Source organism: Streptomyces sp. F63, assembly GCF_018070345.1.
Classification (GTDB): Bacteria; Actinomycetota; Actinomycetes; order Streptomycetales; family Streptomycetaceae; genus Streptomyces.
This window is the reverse complement of the sequence record NZ_JAGPXX010000007.1, coordinates 61,282-82,146: the sequence shown is the minus strand read 5'-3', so window position 1 is coordinate 82,146 and position 20,865 is coordinate 61,282. Positions and strand designations below refer to the sequence as shown.

General features: G+C 71.4%; 20 protein-coding genes. 15 read left to right on the top strand and 5 right to left on the bottom strand.

Annotated features, from left to right (window positions below; all coding sequences use genetic code 11):
• Nucleotides 1-2: 2 nt before the first annotated feature.
• The 4 genes from KBZ10_RS10190 to fabF all read left to right on the top strand — a co-directional run bounded on the left by KBZ10_RS10190 (nucleotide 3) and on the right by fabF (nucleotide 3,662).
• On the top strand, nucleotides 3-956 hold the full coding sequence (locus KBZ10_RS10190) for an ACP S-malonyltransferase (RefSeq protein WP_210987374.1): 954 nt from the start codon (nucleotides 3-5) through the stop codon (nucleotides 954-956).
• 13 nt (nucleotides 957-969) lie between these two features.
• Nucleotides 970-1,983 carry a ketoacyl-ACP synthase III gene (locus KBZ10_RS10185; RefSeq protein WP_210987213.1) on the top strand — a complete coding sequence of 338 codons (1,014 nt, stop codon included), beginning with the start codon at nucleotides 970-972 and terminating at the stop codon, nucleotides 1,981-1,983.
• A gap of 93 nt (nucleotides 1,984-2,076) precedes the next feature.
• On the top strand, nucleotides 2,077-2,325 hold the full coding sequence (locus tag KBZ10_RS10180) for an acyl carrier protein (RefSeq protein ID WP_030545387.1): 249 nt from the start codon (nucleotides 2,077-2,079) through the stop codon (nucleotides 2,323-2,325).
• A gap of 65 nt (nucleotides 2,326-2,390) precedes the next feature.
• Entirely contained in the window at nucleotides 2,391-3,662 is a 1,272-nt protein-coding gene (fabF, locus tag KBZ10_RS10175) for a beta-ketoacyl-ACP synthase II (RefSeq protein WP_210987212.1), read from the top strand.
• 82 nt (nucleotides 3,663-3,744) lie between these two features.
• Here fabF and KBZ10_RS10170 read toward each other — a convergent pair whose 3' ends face one another.
• On the bottom strand, nucleotides 3,745-4,239 hold the full coding sequence (locus tag KBZ10_RS10170; protein WP_210987211.1) for a DUF3145 domain-containing protein: 495 nt from the start codon (nucleotides 4,237-4,239) through the stop codon (nucleotides 3,745-3,747).
• A gap of 779 nt (nucleotides 4,240-5,018) precedes the next feature.
• Here KBZ10_RS10170 and KBZ10_RS10165 point away from each other — a divergent pair.
• The 7 genes from KBZ10_RS10165 to KBZ10_RS10135 all read left to right on the top strand — a co-directional run bounded on the left by KBZ10_RS10165 (nucleotide 5,019) and on the right by KBZ10_RS10135 (nucleotide 13,744).
• Nucleotides 5,019-6,179, top strand: a complete 1,161-nt coding sequence (locus tag KBZ10_RS10165; protein WP_210987210.1) for a mandelate racemase/muconate lactonizing enzyme family protein — start codon at nucleotides 5,019-5,021, stop codon at nucleotides 6,177-6,179.
• A complete protein-coding gene (locus tag KBZ10_RS10160) occupies nucleotides 6,176-7,195 on the top strand; it encodes a zinc-binding dehydrogenase (RefSeq protein ID WP_210987209.1) in 1,020 nt (339 codons plus the stop codon). Before KBZ10_RS10165 ends, KBZ10_RS10160 begins: the two co-directional genes overlap by 4 nt.
• 216 nt (nucleotides 7,196-7,411) lie before the next feature.
• Nucleotides 7,412-8,386, top strand: a complete 975-nt coding sequence (locus KBZ10_RS10155; protein WP_210987208.1) for a hypothetical protein — start codon at nucleotides 7,412-7,414, stop codon at nucleotides 8,384-8,386.
• A 78-nt stretch (nucleotides 8,387-8,464) separates the two neighbouring features.
• Entirely contained in the window at nucleotides 8,465-9,574 is a 1,110-nt protein-coding gene (gene chvE / locus KBZ10_RS10150; RefSeq protein WP_210987207.1) for a multiple monosaccharide ABC transporter substrate-binding protein, read from the top strand.
• A 12-nt stretch (nucleotides 9,575-9,586) separates the two neighbouring features.
• A complete protein-coding gene (mmsA, locus tag KBZ10_RS10145; RefSeq protein WP_210987206.1) occupies nucleotides 9,587-11,197 on the top strand; it encodes a multiple monosaccharide ABC transporter ATP-binding protein in 1,611 nt (536 codons plus the stop codon).
• Nucleotides 11,194-12,456: a multiple monosaccharide ABC transporter permease gene (gene mmsB, locus KBZ10_RS10140; protein WP_210987205.1), complete on the top strand. Its 1,263-nt coding sequence runs from the start codon at nucleotides 11,194-11,196 to the stop codon at nucleotides 12,454-12,456. The genes mmsA and mmsB overlap by 4 nt, the downstream gene beginning before the upstream one ends.
• A 79-nt stretch (nucleotides 12,457-12,535) precedes the next feature.
• On the top strand, nucleotides 12,536-13,744 hold the full coding sequence (locus KBZ10_RS10135) for an aldose epimerase family protein (protein WP_210987204.1): 1,209 nt from the start codon (nucleotides 12,536-12,538) through the stop codon (nucleotides 13,742-13,744).
• Nucleotides 13,745-14,127: 383 nt separating this feature from the next.
• Here KBZ10_RS10135 and KBZ10_RS10130 read toward each other — a convergent pair whose 3' ends face one another.
• Together KBZ10_RS10130 and KBZ10_RS10125 are read right to left on the bottom strand one after the other, a co-directional pair.
• Entirely contained in the window at nucleotides 14,128-14,580 is a 453-nt protein-coding gene (locus KBZ10_RS10130; RefSeq protein ID WP_307847323.1) for a hypothetical protein, read from the bottom strand.
• A gap of 110 nt (nucleotides 14,581-14,690) precedes the next feature.
• Entirely contained in the window at nucleotides 14,691-15,896 is a 1,206-nt protein-coding gene (locus tag KBZ10_RS10125) for a helix-turn-helix transcriptional regulator (RefSeq protein WP_210987203.1), read from the bottom strand.
• Between the two features lie 486 nt (nucleotides 15,897-16,382).
• On the opposite strand from KBZ10_RS10125, the gene KBZ10_RS10120 reads away from it, so the two are divergent.
• From KBZ10_RS10120 to KBZ10_RS10105, 4 genes are all read left to right on the top strand, one after another.
• The gene (locus tag KBZ10_RS10120) at nucleotides 16,383-16,604 is read left to right on the top strand and encodes a type II toxin-antitoxin system VapB family antitoxin (RefSeq protein WP_210987202.1); all 222 of its coding nucleotides are present in this window, start codon (nucleotides 16,383-16,385) and stop codon (nucleotides 16,602-16,604) included.
• Nucleotides 16,601-17,011: a PIN domain-containing protein gene (locus KBZ10_RS10115; RefSeq protein ID WP_210987201.1), complete on the top strand. Its 411-nt coding sequence runs from the start codon at nucleotides 16,601-16,603 to the stop codon at nucleotides 17,009-17,011. Before KBZ10_RS10120 ends, KBZ10_RS10115 begins: the two co-directional genes overlap by 4 nt.
• Nucleotides 17,012-17,360: 349 nt before the next feature.
• Nucleotides 17,361-18,215, top strand: coding sequence for a helix-turn-helix transcriptional regulator (locus KBZ10_RS10110; protein ID WP_210987200.1), 855 nt, complete (start codon nucleotides 17,361-17,363; stop codon nucleotides 18,213-18,215).
• Between the two features lie 11 nt (nucleotides 18,216-18,226).
• Nucleotides 18,227-18,433, top strand: a complete 207-nt coding sequence (locus tag KBZ10_RS10105) for a DUF397 domain-containing protein (protein ID WP_247702123.1) — start codon at nucleotides 18,227-18,229, stop codon at nucleotides 18,431-18,433.
• Nucleotides 18,434-18,498: 65 nt separating this feature from the next.
• On the opposite strand, the gene KBZ10_RS10100 is transcribed toward KBZ10_RS10105, so the two are convergent.
• Nucleotides 18,499-18,927 carry an ATP-binding protein gene (locus KBZ10_RS10100; RefSeq protein WP_210987198.1) on the bottom strand — a complete coding sequence of 143 codons (429 nt, stop codon included), beginning with the start codon at nucleotides 18,925-18,927 and terminating at the stop codon, nucleotides 18,499-18,501.
• 332 nt (nucleotides 18,928-19,259) lie between these two features.
• Nucleotides 19,260-20,777 carry an alpha-N-arabinofuranosidase gene (locus KBZ10_RS10095; RefSeq protein ID WP_210987197.1) on the bottom strand — a complete coding sequence of 506 codons (1,518 nt, stop codon included), beginning with the start codon at nucleotides 20,775-20,777 and terminating at the stop codon, nucleotides 19,260-19,262.
• Nucleotides 20,778-20,865: the final 88 nt, after the last annotated feature.

Genomic DNA, 20,865 nt, shown 5'->3' with positions numbered 1-20,865 from the left:
GAGTGCTCGTACTCGTCGCTCCCGGCCAAGGCGCTCAGACGCCCGGCTTCCTGACCCCCTGGCTCGACCTCCCCGGCGTCTCCGGACGCCTCGCGGAGTGGTCGGCCGTCTCCGGCCTGGACCTGGTGCACTACGGGACCGAGGCCGACGCCGAGACCATCCGTGACACCGCGGTGGCCCAGCCGCTGCTGGTGGCCGCCGGGCTGGTCTCCGCGTACGCCCTCTTCGACGACCCCGGGGCGGAGATCCCGGCCCGGGTCGGCGCCGTCGCCGGGCACAGCGTCGGCGAGCTGACCGCCGCGGCGCTCGCCGGAGTGCTGAGCGACGAGGACGCCGTCGCCCTGGTGCGCACCCGCGGCCTGGCCATGGCCGAGGCCGCCGCCGTCACCGAGACCGGCATGTCCGCCGTGCTCGGCGGCGCCCCGGAGCAGGTGCTGGCGCATCTGGAGAAGCTCGGACTGACCCCGGCCAACATCAACGGCGCCGGGCAGATCGTCGCCGCGGGCACGGCGGGGCAACTCGCCGCGCTCTCCGCGGAGAAGCCGGAGAAGGCCCGCGTCATGCCACTCAAGGTGGCCGGCGCGTTCCACACCCGCCACATGGCGCCGGCGGTCGCGAAGCTGGAGGCAGCGGTCACGGATCTGACCGTCTCCGACCCGCGCGTTCCCTACCTCTCGAACAAGGACGGCCGGGCCGTCGCGTCCGGCCGGGACGCCGTGGAGCGTCTGGTCAACCAGGTCTCCAACCCGGTCCGCTGGGACCGGTGCATGGAGACGTTCCAGGAGCTGGGCGTCACCGCGCTGCTGGAGGTCTCCCCCGCCGGCACCCTCACCGGGCTGGCGAAGCGGGCGCTGCCCGGGGTGAAGACCCTGGCGCTGAAGAGCCCGGCCGACCTCGACGCCGCTCGCGAGCTCATCGCCGAGCACGCGGCGCCCGCCCGCTCCGCCGCGGAATAGGAGCCGAAGAAGCATGACCGCGAAGATCAGGCCGAGCCGGGGTGCCCCGTACGCGCGCATCCTCGGCGTCGGCGGCTACCGCCCGACACGGGTGGTGCCGAACGAGGAGATCCTGCAGCACATCGACTCCTCCGACGAGTGGATCCGCTCCCGTTCGGGCATCACCGCCCGGCACTGGGCGGGGCCCGACGAGACCGTGGCGGAGATGTCGGTCGAGGCGGCGGGCAAGGCCATCGCCGACGCCGGGATCGGCCCGGAGCAGATCGGCGGCGTCATCGTCGCCACCGTCTCGCACTTCAAGCAGACCCCGGCCGTGGCCACCGAGATCGCCCACCGGGTGGGCGCGGGCCGGCCCGCCGCGTTCGACCTCAACGCGGGCTGCGCGGGTTTCGGTTACGGCCTGACGCTCGCCAAGGGCATGGTCACCGAGGGCAGCGCGGAGTACGTGCTCGTCATCGGCGTGGAGCGGCTGTCGGACCTCACCGACCTGGAGGACCGCGCCACGGCCTTCCTGTTCGGCGACGGCGCGGGCGCCGTGGTCGTCGGCCCCTCCGAGGAGCCGGGGATCGGCCCGAGCGTCTGGGGTTCCGAGGGCGACAAGTCCGAGACCATCAAGCAGACCGTGCCCTGGGACGCCTACCGCGGCCGCGCCGACGTCTCGGACATCCGCTTCCCCGCCATCACCCAGGAGGGCCAGGCGGTCTTCCGGTGGGCGGTGTTCGAGATGGCGAAGGTGGCCCAGCAGGCTCTGGAAGCGGCCGGGATCGCCCCGGCCGACCTGGACGTCTTCATTCCGCACCAGGCCAATATGCGGATCATCGACTCGATGGTGAAGACCCTCAAGCTGCCGGAGCACGTCACGGTCGCCCGTGACATCGAGACCACCGGCAACACCTCGGCAGCGTCGATTCCGCTCGCGATGGAGCGGCTGCTGGCGACGGGGCAGGCGAAGAGCGGGGACACCGCGCTCGTCATCGGCTTCGGGGCGGGTCTCGTCTACGCCGCCACGGTCGTTACTCTCCCCTAGGCACGAAACGCGCGGTTACGGGCATCCGGTCACCACGCGTCCTGTTTTCATCCGGAAAGCACCACCGAAACACATCGAATGGAGAGCGCCATCATGGCCGCCACGCAGGAAGAGATCGTCGCCGGTCTCGCGGAGATCGTCAACGAGATCGCCGGTATCCCCACCGAGGACGTCCAGCTGGACAAGTCCTTCACCGACGACCTGGACGTCGACTCGCTGTCCATGGTCGAGGTCGTCGTCGCCGCCGAGGAGCGCTTCGACGTCAAGATTCCGGACGACGACGTCAAGAACCTGAAGACCGTCGGCGACGCCGCGGACTACATCCTCAAGCACCAGGCCTGAGCCGAGCGTTCGTCGCCACCCCGGCGGTGGCGGTCCGCACCCCTCTACTCGTGGAGAACATTCCTGTGAACTCGACCAATCGCACCGTGGTCGTCACCGGTATCGGAGCAACCACACCGCTGGGTGGCGACAGCGCTTCGACGTGGGAAGGCCTGCTCGCGGGACGGTCCGGTGTGGCGGCCCTGGAGGGCGAGCGCTTCGCCGACCTCCCCGTCCGCATCGCCGCCTCGGCGGCCGTGGACCCCTCCGAGATCCTGCCCCGGCCGGTGGCGCGCAAGCTGGACCGCTCGGCCCAGTTCGCACTGATCGCCGCCCGTGAGGCGTGGGCCGACGCGGGCTTCACCGGCGCGGCCGGCTCGGAGGAGAACGCCGGCGCCGTCCGCCCGGAGCGGCTGGGCGCGGTCGTCGCCTCCGGCATCGGCGGCGTCACCACCCTGCTCGACCAGTACGACGTGCTCAAGGAGAAGGGCGTACGCCGTGTCTCCCCGCACACCGTGCCCATGCTCATGCCGAACAGCCCGTCGGCCAACGTGGGCCTGGAGGTGGGCGCCCGCGCCGGCGTGCACACCCCGGTCAGCGCCTGCGCCTCCGGCGCCGAGGCCATCGGCTACGCGGTCGAGATGATCCGCACCGGCCGTGCCGACGTGGTCGTCGCGGGCGGCACCGAGGCCGCCATCCACCCGCTGCCCATCGCCGCCTTCGGCAACATGATGGCGATGTCGAAGAGCAACGAGGACCCGGAGGGCGCCTCCCGCCCGTACGACGCGGGCCGCAACGGCTTCGTGCTCGGCGAGGGCGCCGGCGTCGTCGTCCTGGAGTCGGCCGAGCACGCCGCCGCGCGGAACGCCAGGGTCTACTGCGAGGTGCTCGGCCAGGGCATCTCGGCCGACAGCCACCACATCACCCAGCCGGAGCCGGAGGGCCGCGGCATCGCGGACGCCCTGCGGAACCTGCTGGACTCCACCGACCTCAAGCCCTCCGAGGTCGCGCACATCAACGCGCACGCGACCTCCACCCCGCTGGGGGACGTCGCCGAGATCAAGGCACTGCGGAAGGTCTTCGGGGACGACGTCGACCACATGGCGGTCTCCGCCACCAAGTCGATGACCGGTCATCTGCTGGGCGGCGCGGGCGGTGTGGAGACGGTGGCCTCCGTGCTGGCGCTGCACCACCGGACGGCCCCGCCGACCATCAACATCGAGAACCTCGACCCCGAGGTGGACGCCGACATCGTGCGCGGCGAGGCCCGCCCGCTGCCCGAGGGCACGATCGCGGCGCTGAACAACTCCTTCGGCTTCGGCGGCCACAACGTCGTCCTGGCCTTCCGGACGGTCTGACGCGGCGCGGCAGCGCGGAGGGGCCCGCCCGGGCGATCCGGGCGGGCCCCTCCGTTGTGCGGGTGCGCGGCCTCCGCGGGCCTCAGACGACCTGGTGCAGCCAGCGGACGGGGGCTCCCTCGCCGGCGTAGCGGAAGGGTTCGAGCTCGTCGTCCCAGGGCTTGCCGAGAAGCTTGGCGATCTCCGACTCCAGGGCGGTCTCACCCCGGAGGGAGCGGGCCAGGGCCGCGCGCAGCCGGTCCTCCGGGATCAGGATGTCGCCGTGGATGCCGGTGACGGCGTGGAAGATGCCGAGCCCGGGGGTGGAGCTGTAGCGCTCGCCCTCGGCGCCGGCGCAGGGCTCCGAGGTCACCTCGAAGCGCAGCAGGTGCCAGCCGCGGAGCGCGGAGGCGAGCTTGGAGGCGGTGCCGTGCTCCCCCTGCCAGGAGAACTCCGCGCGCCAGGTGCCGGGTTCGGCCGGCTGTCTGATCCAGTCGAGGCTGACGCGCACGCCGAGGACGCCCGCGACCGCCCACTCGACATGCGGGCAGAGCGCCCGCGGGGCGGAGTGGACGTACAGAACTCCACGTGTCGTCACCGGGACCTCCAGTGTGGGACGAGGTGCGCCTTCCCCAGCGGCCTCGCGCCCGTACCGCTCTCGTCCGGAACAGCACTTGACATTCTGCCCCAGAGATCACTTCCGCACCAGGCCCCGAGATTACCAACAGTAAACATCATCGGGAGCGATCCTCTACAAAAGGGACACTGTGTTGACGTGCCGTGAACGTACGGATGCCGGGCGCCCTGACCCGATCGGAGGACCGGGAACCCGCCACGGGGGCACGGCGCCTGCGCCCCGGGGAAAAGCTACCGTGCGCCGGGGGCCCCGGGGTGACGTACCGTCGGTCCGGGCCGGATATCACGAGAAGCTTCACCCTCGGGGGCGGTCCCGCACTTCCCGGCGGGGACCGCCCGAGGGGGTGTACGTCTCCCCGGCGGGGAGGGTCCGCGAACAGCCCTGCACCACAGGGGACATGGGACCGCCGGAGCGCCGGCCGGCCCCGGTCCCGCTCCTCCGGCACCGCGCCCCGCCGGTCCGGCACGCTTCCGGTTCCCCCGCCGCAACCACCGGCGGCACCCCGGCCGGGGCCTGGCCGGATTCTGGCCGGATCCCGTCGGCAGCGGCACCCGCCGGGCCTCGGGCCGGGCTCCACCGGCCGCGCAAACCGGCCCTTCTCCTCCGGGCCGGGGTGCCGTCACCCGGTTCGGGGAAGGACGCGGGTGCACGACCATTGACACTGCTCCCGGCACGTCATTACCGTCACGCCAGGATTTCGAACGTGTGACGAAATATCGAACACCGGAAGGGCAGCGGCCTTGCGCATCACCGGCATCACCACCCACGTCGTCGGCACCCCGTGGCGCAATCTGACCTATGTCCTCGTCCACACCGATGAGGGCATCACCGGCGTCGGCGAGACGCGGATGCTCGGCCGGACCGACGCGCTCGTCGGCTACCTCCGCGAGGCGGAGGCCAACCACCTCGCCGGTGCCGATCCGTTCGCGGTCGAGGACCTCGTCCGCCGGATGAAGTACGGCGACTACGGACGCGCCGGGGAGATCGTCATGTCCGGCATCGCCTGCGTCGAAATGGCCTGCTGGGACATCAAGGGCAAGGCCCTGGGCGTGCCGGTCTGGCAGCTCCTCGGCGGCCGGGTCACCGACCGGGTGAAGGCCTACGCCAACGGCTGGTACACCGTCGAGCGCACCCCCGAGGCCTTCCACGCGGCGGCCCGCCGGGTCGTGGACCGCGGCTACCGGGCGCTGAAGCTGGACCCGTTCGGAACCGGCCACTTCGAACTGGACCACACCGAGACCCTGCACTCCCTCGCCCTCGTCGAGGCCGTCCGGGACGCCATCGGGCCGGAGGCCGAGCTGCTGGTCGAGATGCACGGGCGGTTCAGCCCGGCGACGGCCTCCCGGCTGGCGCAGGAGCTGGAGCGGTTCCGGCCGTCCTGGCTGGAGGAGCCGGTGCCGCCGGAGAACCTCAAGGCGCTCGCCAAGGTGGCCGGGCGGACGACGCTGCCGATCGCGACCGGCGAGCGCATCCACGACCGCATCGAGTTCCGCGAGCTCTTCGAGTCACAGGCCGCCGACATCATCCAGCCCGACGTCGGGCACATCGGCGGCATCCTGGAGACTCGCAAGCTGGCCGCCACCGCCGAGACGCACTACGTCCTGATCGCCCCGCACAACGTGGGCGGCTCGGTCCTCACCGCCGCCTCCCTCCAGCTCGCCGGCTGCACCCCCAACTTCAAGATCCTTGAGCACTTCAACGACTTCGCCGACGCCGAGATCAAGAAGGTGGTGAAGGGCGCCCCCGAGGTGGTCGACGGCTACTTCACCCTCTCCGACGCACCCGGCCTCGGCGTCGAGTTCGACCCCGACGCGGCGGCGGAGTTCCCGCAGCAGCGCGCCCACTTCGACCTGTGGGCCGAGGGCTGGGAGAAGCGCGATCCCACCGGGGGCCGGTCGTGACGGGCGGCGGGCGCGCCGTCCTCCTGGAGCGGCCGGGTGCGCACCGGATCGTCCCGGCGGAGCCGGTGCCGCCCGGCCCGGGCGAGGCCCTGGTCCGGGTGTTCGCGGCCGGGGTGTGCGGCAGCGACCGCGAGCTGTACGACGGCACGCGCGCGCCCGGCTACGTCCGCTACCCCGTCACGCCCGGCCACGAGTGGTCGGGGACGGTGGAGGCGGTCGGCGAGGGTGTCGACCCGGCGCTGGTGGGCCGGAAGACCGTCGGCGAGGGCTTCCGCAACTGCCAGACCTGCGAACGCTGCCGGGCCGGCGAGACCTCCCTGTGCACCGGCGGCTACGACGAGACGGGCTTCACCCGGCCCGGCGCCTTCGCCGACACCCTCACCCTGCCCGCCCGGCTGCTGCACGTCCTCGGCCCGGACGCCGATCTGCGCGCCGCGGCGCTGCTGGAGCCGGCCGCCGTGGTCGCCGCCGCGGCGCTGACGGCGGCGGCGCGGCCCGCCGAGCGGATCGCGGTGGTCGGCGCGGGAACCCTCGGCCTGCTGGCCGTGCAGTTCCTGGCCGCTTCCTCCCCCGCCGAACTGCTGGTCGTGGAGCCCCGCGCGAGCCGGGCCGAGCAGGCGGTGCCCTTCGGCGCCACCGAGGTCCGCCCGCCGGACGGGCTCGGCACGCTCACGGGCCGGTACGACCTGGTGGTGGAGACCGCGGGCGCGCCGCGCAGCGCGGTCTGCGCGGTCGCCCTGGCCCGGGGCGGCGGCCGGGTGGTGCTCACCGGGCTGCCCGGGGCGGGCGCCGAGGGCATCAACCCGCTCGGCCTGGCGATGCGCCAGATCACCGTGCGCACGGTCTTCGGTGCCCCGCCCGCGGCCTGGGCGTATGCCGTGCGGGCTTTCGAGAGCGGGCTGCTGGACCCGGCTCCGCTGATCACCCACGAGTTGGCATGGGAGGAGTACGCCGAGGCCGTCGCGCTGGTCGGCGGTGGTGATCCGGCGGCCGGAAAGGTGCTGCTGCGGCCCTGAGCGCGCGGCGGCCGCCGCGCCCGGGCCCCGTCCCCGTCGCCGGCCCGGTTCCCGTTCCCGTTCCCGTTCCTGTTCTCCGCCCTCCGTCCCCCTTCCGTCTCCGCACCGGACGCCCTCCGGCCGGTCCCCGGCACCCCGGCTCCCCACCGGCGGTGTCCCGGCCCAGGGGTGCCCGACCACCCGAACATCATTCGTCATGCAGAACAGAGGAGTCCTGTGTCCGACAGCACCCGTCCCGTGCCGCGCCGCCCCGGCTCGGCCGCCCTCGCCCTCATCGGCGAGCCCGTGCCCGCCGACGACCCGGCCGACGCCTCCCCGCACTCCTTCCCCGACGGCGGCACCTGGCGCACCGAGGTGCCGTCGGTGGAGGGCCCCGAGGCGCTGGCGACCGTTCTCAAGGAGTCCTCCCGGCTGGATGTGCCGATCCACCGCATCAGCCAGGGCAGCGGCATATGGATGCTCACCGACGACGAGATCACCGAGATGGCCGGGGCCTGCGCCGAACGGGACATCGAGCTCTGCCTGTTCACCGGCCCGCGCGGCACCTGGGACATCGGTGCCGCCACCCGCACCGACTCCCGGGGCGGCGGTCTGCGCGCCCGCGGCCACGACGGCCTCGCGGGCTGCGTGGAGGACGCCGTCCGCGCCACCGAGCTCGGCGTGCGCTGCCTGCTCGTCGCCGACGAGGGCGTGCTGTGGACGCTGCACCGGCTGCGGGAGCGGGGCGGCCTGCCGGCGGACACCACCTTCAAGGTCTCGGCGCTCGTCGGCCCGGTCAACCCGGCCTCGTACGCGGTGTGGGAGCGGCTCGGCGCCGACTCCATCAACATCCCGTCGGATCTCTCCTTCGACCAGCTCACCGAGATCCGCCGGGCCGGCCGCGCGCCGATGGACCTCTACATCGAGGCGCCGGACGACCTCGGCGGCTACGTCCGGATGTACGACACCGGGGAGCTGATCCGCCGGGGCGCCCCCGTCTACCTCAAGTTCGGGCTGAGCAAGGCGCCCGGCATCTACCCCTACGGGGCCCATATGCGCGACGTCACCCTCGACACCGCGCGGGAGCGGGTGCGCCGCGGCCGGCTCGTCCTGGACCTGCTGGCGCGGCACGGGGCGGACGGCGGCATGTCACCCCTCGGCTCGCGGCTCCCGGGGACGCTGCGGCGCTTCCCCACCGGCCCGGACTCCTGATCACCCCTGCCCCACCGCTCCGTCCCCGTCACCCGATCCACCCGCTCGACCCGCCCCACCACGGAAGGAACCACCACCATGCGCATCACCAGAGGTCTCGGCGCCGCGACCGCGGCGCTTCTCCTCACCTCCGCGCTCGGCGCCTGCGGCCAGGACTCCACCGGCGTCGACGACGACGGCAAGAAGGACGCCAAGGGCGGCACCATCGGCCTGGCCATGCCCACCAAGTCGTCCGAGCGCTGGATAGCCGACGGCCGGAACATGGCCAAGCAGTTCCGGGCCAAGGGCTACAAGACCGACCTCCAGTACGGCAACGACGACGTGGACGAGCAGGTCGCCCAGATCGAGAACATGATCGCCAAGGGGCACGACCTCCTCGTCATCGCCGCGATCGACAGCGCGGCGCTCACCAATGTGCTGGACCGGGCGGCCGAGGCGAACATCCCCGTCATCGCCTACGACCGGCTGCTGATGGGCACCGAACACGTCGACTACTACGCCACGTTCGACAACTTCAAGGTCGGCGTGCAGCAGGGCACGTACATCGCCGACAAGCTCGGGCTGAAGGAGGAGGGCGGCGAGAAGGGCCCCTTCACCATCGAGCTGTTCGCGGGCTCCCCCGACGACAACAACACCCGCTTCTTCTTCAACGGCGCGATGAGCGTGCTGAAGCCGTACATCGAGGACAAGAAGCTGGTCGTGCGGTCGAAGCAGACCAAGCTGAACCAGATCACCACGCTCCGCTGGGACGGCGGCACGGCACAGCGCCGGATGGACGACCTGCTGAGCAAGTCGTACACCTCGGCGGAGCTGGACGCCGTGCTCTCCCCGTACGACGGGATCTCCATCGGCATCCTCTCCGCCCTCAAGAGCGTGGGCTACGGCAGCAAGGACAAGCCGTACCCGGTGATCACCGGGCAGGACGCCGAGAAGGCCTCCGTGAAGTCGATCATCGCGGGTGAGCAGACCCAGACCATCTACAAGGACACCCGGAAGCTGGCCAAGGCCACCGTCCAGATGGGCCACGCGATGCTGACCGGCGGTGAGCCGGAGGTCAACGACACCAAGACCTACGACAACGGCAAGAAGGTCGTGCCGGCCTATCTCCTCCAGCCGGTGAGCATCGACAAGTCCAACACCCAGCTCCTCGTCGACGAGGGCTACTACAAAGCCTCCGAGCTCAAGTAAGGGGTGACGGTCATGAAAGCGGCCACCGGTACGGCGGGCGGCCCGGGGGCGGCGCCGCCCGGGCACCCCGTCCTCGAGATGCGCTCCATCACCAAGACGTTCCCGGGTGTCAAGGCCCTGTCCGGCGTCGAACTCACCGTGCGGGAGGGGGAGATCCACGCCGTCTGCGGGGAGAACGGCGCCGGGAAGTCCACCCTGATGAAGGTCCTCAGCGGAGTCCACCCGCACGGGAGTTACGAGGGCGAGATCGTCTTCCGCGGCGAGCCCTGCGCCTTCAAGGACATCCGGGCCAGCGAGCGGCGCGGGATCGTCATCATCCACCAGGAACTCGCCCTCGTCCCCTATCTCTCCATCGCGGAGAACATCTTCCTCGGCAACGAGCACGCCACCCGCGGGGTGATCGACTGGAACGACACCCTGGGGCACGCCCGCCGGCTGCTGCGGCGGGTCGGGCTCACCGACTCGCCGCACACCCGGATCGCCGACATCGGCGTGGGCAAGCAGCAACTGGTGGAGATCGCCAAGGCGCTCGCCAAGGAGGTGAAGCTCCTCATCCTCGACGAGCCCACCGCGGCCCTCAACGACGCGGACAGCGCCAAACTCCTCGACCTGCTGCTGGAGTTCACGGCGCAGGGCATCTCCTGCATCCTCATCTCGCACAAGCTCAACGAGATCCGGCGGGTCGCCGACTCCGTGACCATCCTGCGGGACGGCCGGACCATCGAGACCCTCGCCGTGCGTGAGACGCCCGAGGCGGAACCGGCCGTCTCCGAGGAGCGGATCATCCGCGGCATGGTCGGCCGCGATCTGGACCACCGCTTCCCGGAACGCACCCCGTACACGGGCCCCGGCGCCGGGGAGACGGCCCTGCGAATCGCCGACTGGACCGTGCACCACCCCATCGACCAGCAGCGGAAAGTGGTCGACGGGGTGTCGCTGGAAGTGCGGCGCGGCGAGATCGTCGGCATCGCCGGGCTGATGGGCGCGGGCCGCACCGAGCTGGCCATGAGCGTCTTCGGGCGCAGCTACGGGCGGCACGCGGCGGGCCGGGTCCTCCTGCACGGCAAGGAGATCTCCACGCGGACCGTGCCGGAGGCCGTCGCGCACGGCATCGCCTACGTCACCGAGGACCGCAAGACCTACGGGCTCAACCTCGGCGACGGCGTGGCCCGCAACATCTCCATCGCCTCGCTGCCGAAGGTCGCCCGGCGCGGTGTCGTCAGCGAGCACGAGGAGAGCCGGGTCGCCGAGCGGTTCCGGACATCGATGAACATCAAGACCCCCACGGTGTTCGAGACCGTGAACCGGCTGAGCGGCGGCAACCAGCAGAAGGTCGTCCTCAGCAAGTGGATCTTCGCGGGCCCCGAGGTGCTGATCCTCGACGAACCGACCCGCGGCATCGACGTGGGGGCGAAGTACGAGATCTACACGGTCGTGGGCGAGCTCGCCGCACAGGGCAAGGCCGTGGTCTTCATCTCCTCCGAGCTGCCGGAACTGCTCGGGATGTGCGACCGGATCTACACGATGGCCGCCGGCCGGCTGACCGGGGAGATCCCCCGGGCGGAGGCCACCCAGGAAGTGCTGATGCGGCACATGACCATGGACAAGGAACGGACCCCATGAGCACCACGACCACCACCAAGGACGAGGGACCGGCGCCGGGCCCGGGCTCCGGGCCGGGCGCGGGAGCCGGTCCCGGCGCCGGGAGCGGCCTGGGCGCGGCGCTGATCCGCGGCATGCGCGCCAACATGCGGCAGTACGGGATGCTCCTCGCGCTGGCGCTGATCGTCGTGCTGTTCCAGGTGTGGACGGACGGCATCCTGCTGAAGCCGCAGAACGTCACCAACCTGGTCCAGCAGAACAGCTACATCCTCATTCTGGCCATCGGCATGATGATCGTGATCATCGCGGGCCACATCGATCTGTCCGTCGGCTCGCTGGCCGCCTTCGTGGGCTCCGCCGCCGGCGTGATGATGATCAGGCACGATGTGCCGTGGGTGCTCGCGCTGGTGCTGTGCCTGCTCATCGGCGCCGCGGCCGGGGCCTGGCAGGGCTTCTGGATCGCCTATATCGGCATCCCGTCCTTCATCGTCACCCTCGCCGGGATGCTGCTGTTCCGCGGTGCCACCCAGATCATGCTGGAGGGCCGGACCCTGCGGCCCTTCCCGGACGGCTTCCAGGCCCTGGGCAGCGGCTTCATCCCGGAGCTGGGCCCGGACACCAACTACCACAACGCCACACTGCTGATCGGTCTCGGCGTGGTCGTCTTCGTGCTGTGGCGGGAGTGGAGCGACCGGCGGCAGCAGGAGCGGTACGAGCTGGACGTCATCCCGATGGGGCTCTTCATCGCCAAGTGCACCGCCCTCGTGGCGGCGGTCGTGGCCTTCACGCTGACCCTGGCCAGCTACCACGGCACACCGATCGTGCTGCTGATCCTCGTGGGCCTGCTGATGGCCCTCGGCTTCGTGATGCGCAACGCGATCATCGGCCGGCATGTCTACGCCCTCGGCGGCAACCGGGCGGCGGCGAAGCTGTCCGGCGTCAAGGACAAGCGCGTCACCTTCCTGGTCTTCGTGAACATGGGGGTCCTCGCGGCTCTGGCGGGGGTCGTCTACGCGGCCCGGCTGACCGCCGCCACCCCCAACGCCGGTATCAACTTCGAACTGGAGGCCATCGCCGCCGCCTTCATCGGCGGTGCCTCGGCCACCGGCGGCGTCGGCACCGTCCTCGGCGCCATCATCGGCGGCCTGGTGCTCGGCGTGCTCAACAACGGTATGTCCCTGGTCGGCATCGGCTCGGACTACCAGCAGGTCATCAAGGGCCTGGTGCTGCTCGCGGCGGTCGGCTTCGACGTCTGGAACAAGCGCCGGGTCGGTTCCTAGCCGGGCCGGCCGACCGGCCCGGGGCCAGGCGCCCTCTGCCCGTTTGTCCCCTTGTCCCCCCTGAGAGGATCGGCACGGCATGACTTCGAGACGCACGGTGATGGCGGCCGCGGCCGCCGGATTGGCGGCGAGCATGACGACAGCAGGCGCGGCACGGGCCCGGGACCGGGCCGGAGCCGGCAACGGGACCGGGGCCGGGGCCCCGGGGGAGGCCGGGCCCGCCGGGCGCGGCCTCCCCACCCGGGAGGGCTTCGGCAGCCTCCCGGACGGCACCCGCGTCGACCGCTGGACCCTCGCCCGCGGCGGCACCCGGCTGCGGGTGCTGTCGTACGGCGGGATCGTCCAGTCCCTGGAGATCCCCGACCGGCACGGCCGCACGGCCAATGTCTCCCTCGGCTTCGCGGACCTCGCCTCGTACACCGAGAACAGCCCGTTCTTCGGCGCGCTGATCGGCCGCTTCGGCAACCGCATCGCCCGGGGCCGCTTCACCCTCGACGGCAGGACCTACCAACTCCCGCTCAACGACGGGGAGAACAGCCTGCACGGCGGCGACCGGGGCTTCGACAAGCGGGTCTGGGACGTCGAGCCCTTCACCCGGGGCGGGGACGCCGGCCTGACGCTCACCCGGGTCAGCCCGGACGGCGAGATGGGCTACCCGGGCGAGCTGACGGTGCGGGTGGACTACATCCTCACCGCCCGCGGGGACTTCCGCATCGTCTACGCGGCGACGACGGACGCCCCCACCGTCGTGAACCTCACCAACCACACCTACTTCAACCTCGGCGGCGAGGGCACCGGCACGGTCATGGACCACGAGCTGTGGCTCGACGCGTCCCGCATCACGCCGGTGGACGCCTCGCTCATCCCCACGGGGGAACTTCTCCCGGTGGCCGGCACCCCCTTCGACTTCCGGCGCGCGAAGCCCATCGGCCGGGACATCCGCGAGGCGCACGAGCAGGTGCTGTACGGGCGGGGCATCGACCACAACTACGTCCTGGACAAGGGGATCACCACCCGCCCCCGCCACGCGATGACGGTCACCGACCCGCGCTCCGGCCGCACGATGCGGATCGCCACCACCGAGCCGGGCGTGCAGCTCTACACCGGCAACTTCCTGGACGCCACCTACGCCGGCACCTCGGGCCGCGTCTACCGCCAGGGCGACGGCTTCTGCCTGGAGACCCAGCACTTCCCGGACTCCCCGAACCAGCCGTCGTTCCCGTCCACGGTCCTCCGCCCCGGCGAGACCTACCGCTCGGAGACGGTGCACTCCTTCTCGGCCCGCTGACCGCCCGGCCCGGGCCTCCGGCTCACGGAGGTGAGGCGGAGGTCCGGGACCAGGCCCAGACCGGTGACACAGCGGCGGCAGGCGTACCGCCGGCACCCCGCACCGAGCCCCGCCTCGACGCCCCGGACCGGCACGGTGTCCGGGGCGAGCGGCTCGTGCCACGCGCACCATCGCAGCCTCACCGCCGCCTCACCGCCCGGCCGCGTCCCGTTCCCGGCGAGCCCGCGCCACCGACTCGATCAGACCGACCGGGTCCGCCCCGGGCAGCGGCGGAAACTCCGCCGCGTGCCCCGGGCAGGCGTACACCACAATCCCCGTGGCGGCCCCGTCCCGCGCGCCGACCCGCACCAGTCGACCGAGCTGCCCGCACCGTGCGCACTGCCTCACCGGGCGGACCCTCCGGTGGCGAGGGCCGCCGCGTAAGCCCCGTACAGGGCGTCGGCGTCCGTCAGCACGGCGGGCTCGCCGGTCGGGGGGACGATCCACGTGCGCCGGTGCCGGGTGTGCGGTGCGACCACCCGAGGAGGCGGCACATCGACGTGCTCGGCCCGGGCCAGCACGCGCGCACCGGGCAGGTCCCAGTCGTGGGCCGCGCCCACCGGCACCATCACCTCGACGCCCTTCGGGCCGAGCAGGACGGGGCCGACCTCCCCGAGCTTCTGCAGGATGTGAACGGTCCGCCACCCCTCGGCGGCCGGCAGCCGTACGACGTCCCAGGCGACACCCACCGGGACCGTGACGAGCTCGTCCGCCAGCCACGCGACGGCCGCCTGCCCGGGACTGCCGCCCGCACGGCCGATCCACTCCAGGGCGACGGTGGAATGCTTGTCCAGCACGATGAACTCCATGTGACGCGATGCGTACGGTACGTCACAACAGTGCCGAGCTGGACTGGACCCGCTGTTCATGAGACGGGAACAAACGCCTCTTGACTACGGTCGTACCGTCACATACCGACCCACGCCGCGAGTGATGTCAGCCCCTCCGCAGCCCGCCGCTGCCGACGCACCAGCGCGCCGATCGTCTCCCGCACCAGCGGGTGGTAGCGGGCCTGCTGCGGTGCCACTGTTCGGGCCTGGGACAGCGCCCACTGCGCCGCATCCACCCGCCCCATCTCGGTGTACGCCCGGGCCATTTCGATGTAGTACCGGCCCACCCGCATCCGCGGATGCTCGGCAGGGAAACGCAGCGACCGCGCCGCCCTCACCGCGTCGCCGAGTTGCCCGAGCTCAACCCGCGTGGCCACATCGAAATGCTGGACGTTGGTCTCACCGAACGCGGCCCAGTACACCTGGGGCACGTCGCGGCCGATCTCCTTCGCCACCTGCCGCGCCAACTCCATGCGCCCTGCCACAGTGTCCGGGTCCTTGGCCTGAGCCGCAGCGATGGCCGCTGCCAGGTGCAGACTCCCGGAGACTGCGAGTACTGGCACGGAGCCGGGGGCGTCGTGCTGGCCCACGAGTCGGTACGCGCGATCCAGCGTGCGCAGCGACATGCGGTGGTCGCCGCGGCGCAGCAGCATGGCACTGCGGCGGCTGAGACGGACCGCGAGGAGCAGTGGGTCCTGGGCCTGCTCGGCAGTCCACCCCATCCGCTCCAGCGCGATGGACGCCAGCAGGTGGTAGCCGAGCCGGTACGCGAATTCGTAGGCCACCCAGTAGCACCAGGACAACGCTGCGGCGGTGCGCCGCCGTTCCTCCCCTTCGGGCAGAAGGCTGATGGCCGTGGTGAGCTCACCAAGCAGACCGGGGAGTTGCTGCCCCACACCGCTGTACTCGGTGGCACAAGCTTTTTCGCACAAGGCGCGGACGTCCGGCTCGATGTCCGCGACAGAGCGGGGCGTGATGTCCGGGTCGGGCCCGAGGTCGTAGAGATCCAGCGCGTCGGACAGCGGCGCGATCACCAAGTCCAAGTGGTCCTGCTGCATTTCCGAGGTGTACGGCTGGCCGTTGAGGACAGCGACATCAACCTGGAGCACGCGGGCCACGGCCGCCACGACAGCAGGAGTGGCCGGCGCAAGTCCCCGTTCCACCTTGGCGATGCAACTGCGGGAGAGGTACGCCCTCTGAGCCAACGCCTCTTGGGTGAGGTGACGCAATTTGCGGTAGTCGGCGATGCGAGCGCCGGTGTGGTCGTCAGCGGGGTGCCGCATACTGGCTCCGTTCTGAACTCGACACCCGAAACGGTACGCCTGGCCTGCGGCTGGGCGGTAGCGATTGCTCCTCGCCCTCACCCGGCGGAGGCCATCGTGATGTTCGTCAAAGGCCTGGCCGTTGGCTTACCTGGAAGCCAGCAATTGGTTTCCTGCGGCCGTTAGGGCCAACTCGTACCGTCAGGCGAGGATCACGGTGACCTACTCGTTCCCTTCTGGCTGACGGAGCGCCCCATCCCCTTCGGACAGCACCAGCCGTGAACACCCCGCGTCGGCGGGGAGGACACTCGACGAGAAAGAGCACGCCGCTCAGGTCGAGCCTCCCCGCCGACGCGGGGTGAGACGGAGGCCCGGGCCATTGCCGGTTCCGAGAGCAGGCTTGCTGTGCGCAGAGGCAGGCGTGGCACGCAGTCGCCTCTGCTCGCGGTCGGAATGTTGCTCATGTACACTTCCATGTACATCACCAACATTGGACGGAGGTGCGGTGTGTCCGTTACGCAAATCGATATTGATGACGACGCTCTGCGACGGGCCATGGCCCTCTCGAAGGCAAGGACGAAGAAGGAAGCGGTGAACGTCGCGCTCCACTTCTACGCCGAGCAGCAGGAGCGGGCGGCCCGTATCAGTCGCCACTTCGAGCGGGCGCGGGAGTGGGGAGCTGTGGAGGACGCCGAGGCTCTGCACGAGGCGGAGAAGCGCACCCGGTGATGTACCTGCTCGACACGTCGGCACTCGTCCGGTTGCTCCGGGAGCCGAAACTGCAGTCCGCGTGGTACGACGCGGTCGACGCCGGAGCCATGGCCTCCTGCTTTCCACAGCGCACCGAGTTTCTGTACAGCGCCCGGAACGGTCGCGAGTACGGCGAGATCGCCGAGATGTTCGCGGATCTCTACCCGGACGTGTCAGTACCGAAGAACGCGGGACGCTGGATTGGCGCGGTGCAGCACCGCATGGCCCAAGCCGGTGAGCACCGCAGTGCCTCGGCTGTAGATCTCATGATCGCGGCTACTGCGGCTCATCACGGGCTGGTGGTGCTGCATGACGACGCCGACTACCGCGTCATCACGCGGCACGCTTCTGACATGGCCGAACACAATATCCACGACGTTCCCTGACGATTTCGGCCTCCGGCTCCCCGAGGGCTTGGGCTCCCTCTGTAAGGGTTGCGGTTGGGGATGCTCACCGTGTGGCATGACCCCGGGGGGAGCCGGGGCCGGTAACCCCCGCCGGGGGCGGTGTTCCCGTGAAGCCGGGAACCGCTGCTACCGGTCACCACCGACCACGCCCTCCGCCACGCTGGGCAGCAGCGCCCCCGGAGCGCCATGGCAGAGCGGCTGCCTCCCCGGCCCCGCCGCCAGGGGCAAGGTGGCACCCCTGCAACCTGGTCCCTCCACGTCCCTCGCCTCCCCCGGTTCATGAAAAGGTGTTGCGTCACATGCGACACACGAGCCACGAGGGGACGCCATGTCGCTGAGAAGCGCGCCGACAGCTCGTCAGGAGCGCCTGGGTGCCGAGTTGCGGAGGATGCGCGAGGCCGCGGGGGTCACCGCCCGCGACACCGCGAAACTCCTGGGGGTGGACCCCGCCAAGGTCAGCCATATCGAGGCGGGACGGCTCGGGGTCAGCGAGGAGCGGCTGCGGCGGCTCGCGACGTTCTACTCCTGCGGCGACAGCGCGCTGATCGACGCCCTCGTGGCCATCACCTACGAACAGCGCGGCCAGGGCTGGTGGGAGGCGTACCGGGGCGTGCTGCCCGCCCCGCTGCTGGACCTCTCCGAACTGGAACACCACGCGACCCGGCTCCGCACCATCCAGATCACCCACATCCCCGGCCTGTTACAGACCGAGGCGTACGCCCGCACCATCTTCGGCGCCGCCCTCCCCCCGCTGCCCAAGACGGAGCTGGAGGCCCGCGTCTCGCACCGCATGGAGCGGCAGTCCGTCCTGAGCCGGCACCGCGCCTCCCCCTACGAGGTGGTCATCCACGAGGCCGCGCTGCGCATGCGCTTCGGCGGCCGCGCGGTGGTGCGCGAACAGCTGAAGGCCCTGCAGAGCCTGAGCGAGCAGCCGTACATCAGCCTGCGCGTGATCCCCTTCGCCTCCGAGGCGCACATCGGCTCCGGCCACGCGATGCTCTACGCCTGCGGGCCCGTACCGCAGCTCGACAGCGTGCAGGTCGACGCCGCGCACGGCATGGGGCTGCTCCACACCGAGCCGCAACTGCGGAAGTACCGGACGCTCTTCGACGCCATATGGTCGGCGGCGCTCGGAGAGACCGAGTCGCGCGCCTTCATCCAGTCGGTCGTCCGAGAGCTGTGAAGGGTCATCCGTTGGCCGAGCAGACCATCTGGCAGAAGTCGTCCTACTCGCAGGAGGAGGGCGAGTGCGTCGAACTCGCCGCCGCCGGCCCCGCCACCGTCGCCCTCCGCGAGAGCGAGGCCCCCGGCACCGTCCTGACCGTCTCCTCCACCGCACTGGGCTCGCTGCTCAGCGGTGTGAAGAACGGGGAGTTCGACAGCCCGGCCCCGAGGGTGTGAGGAACTGATCCGGTGCACCGCCTGCCGGCGCGTCCGCCCGCGCGCCGCCGCACCGGGCTCGCCGGCTACGCCCGGAGGGTGCCCAGTTCGCACCAGACGCCCTTGCCCTGGCGCGCGGTGAGGCCCGGGGGGCCTCCCCGTACGTGGCCCCAGGCGTCGGCGAGGGCGGCGACCAGGGCGAGGCCGCGGCCCCCCTCGTCGTCGTCCCGGGCGCTGCGCGGGGCGGGGGCGGACGGGTTGGCGTCGTAGACGCTGATCCGTACGAGGGTCGGCTCGATCACCAGCCACAGCAGGGAGCCGATGCCGGAGCCGGAGTCCCCGCCCCTGTTGGTGTGCACATAGGAGTTGGTGACCAGTTCGGAGGTGCACAGAGCCGCGCTGTCGGTGATGTGCCGCAGGTCCAGGGAGCGCAGGACGCTCGTCACGAAGTCGCGGGCGATCTTCGGGACGGTGATCTGCGGAGGACAGCACAGGGCGTAGGTGTGGGGCTCCATGCTTCTTGTCTCCCCTGCGCGGTGAACAGCGCAACCGCTATACGGCTACTGGTCGTGTGAATCTCATCACGGAATGTAGGAGCCCGTGAACGCTGGGTGCGCCCGGTGGTGCGATGTGCCGGTGTGCCGGTGTGCCGGTGTGCCGGTGTGCCGGAGCGGTACGGGGGGTCGTGCCGCCCGGTGGGTGCGGGCCCGTACCGGAGGGAGTGCCCAACGGCTGTTCGGCGTACAGCCGTTGGGCACGCGTGGGGGCGGTGCCGGAGCGGCCGGAGCGGGCCCCCGTCCGGTATATCCGGCCCGGCCGATCCGGTCGGCCCGGCCGCTCCGTCCCGTCAGACGAGGCGGATGACGTTCCAGGACAGGGGTTCCAGCACCGTGCGCAGCACGCCGTCCGCCAGTTCGGTGCCCTCCGCCGCCGCGTGCGGGGTGACGCGTTCCGGTTCGGCGAGGGTGTTGCGGGCCTCCGGGTCGGCGTCGGCCAGCACGCTGTGCTCGGCGACCCGTCCGACGGACAGGCCGTGCAGCGCGGCCTCCAGGGGCAGCGGTTCGGTCTGGCTGCGGTTGACGGCGAAGAGGGTGACCGCGCCGGTCTCCTCGTCCTGTACCGCCGTGGCGTGCAGCAGCGGCACCTCTCCGTAGCGCGCGGTCTTCTGCACGGGTCCGGCCGGGTTGACCGTCAGGACCCGGCCGCGTCCGTACCGCGACGCCTGCGCGAAGGGGAAGAAGGTGGTCTGCCGCCAGGCGAGGCCGCCGGGTTCGGTGAGGATCGGGGCGATGACGTTGACGAGCTGGGCGAGGCAGGCGACGGTCACCCGGTCGGCGTGCCGGAGCAGCGCGATGAGCAGCGAGCCGAAGACGACGGCGTCGGTGACGCTGTAGTTGTCCTCCAGCAGCCGCGGCGCCTCCTCCCACTGGCCCGGGTTGCGCTCGGCCTCCTCCTGGAAGCGGGAGAGGTACCAGACGTTCCACTCGTCGAAGGAGAGGTTGATCCGCTTCGTCGACTTGAGCCGGGCGCCGACGTGGTCGCAGGTGGCGATCACGTTCTCGATGAAGGACTCCATGTCGACGGCGGAGGCGAGGAAGGAGTCGCGGTCGCCGTCCTTCTCCTCGTAGTAGGCGTGCAGGGAGATGTGGTCGACCAGGTCGTAGCACTCCGCCAGGACGGTGGCCTCCCAGGCGGCGAAGGTCGGCATGTACTGGCCGGAGCTGCCGCAGGCGACCAGTTCCACGTCCGGGTCGATCTGCCGCATGGCGCGGGCGGTCTCGGCGGCCAGCCGGCCGTACTCCTCCGCCGTCTTGTGGCCGGTCTGCCAGGGCCCGTCCATCTCGTTGCCCAGGCACCAGAGGCGGATGCCGTACGGGTCCTTCGCCCCGTGCGCGATACGGCGTTCGGAGAGCTCGGTGCCGCCGGGGTGGTTGGCGTACTCCTGGAGTTCGAGGGCCTCGGCGACGCCGCGGGTACCGAGGTTGACGGCCATCATCGGCTCGCCGCCCGCCTTCGCGACGAAGTCCATGTACTCGGCGAGGCCGAAGCGGTTGGTCTCGGTGGAGCGCCAGGCGAGGTCGAGGCGGCGCGGCCGGTTCTCCGCGGGGCCGGTGCCGTCCTCCCACTTGTAGCCGGAGACGAAGTTGCCGCCGGGGTAGCGGATGGCGGTGACGCCGAGTTCGCGGACCAGTTCGAGGACGTCGGTGCGGAGCCCCGCCTCGTCGGCGGCGGGGTGGCCGGGTTCGTACACGCCCGTGTAGACGCAGCGGCCCAGGTGCTCGACGAAGGAGCCGAAGAGGCGGGGGTTGACGTCGCCGACGGCGAAGGCGGCGTCCAGGGTGATGCGGGCGGTGCGGGCGGTCATGGAGGCCTTTCGGTCCGGGGGGAACGGGAGAAGCCGGTCGGGGAGAGGCGGGGAGGACGGCGGTGCGGGCGGTACGGAGGCCGGGCCC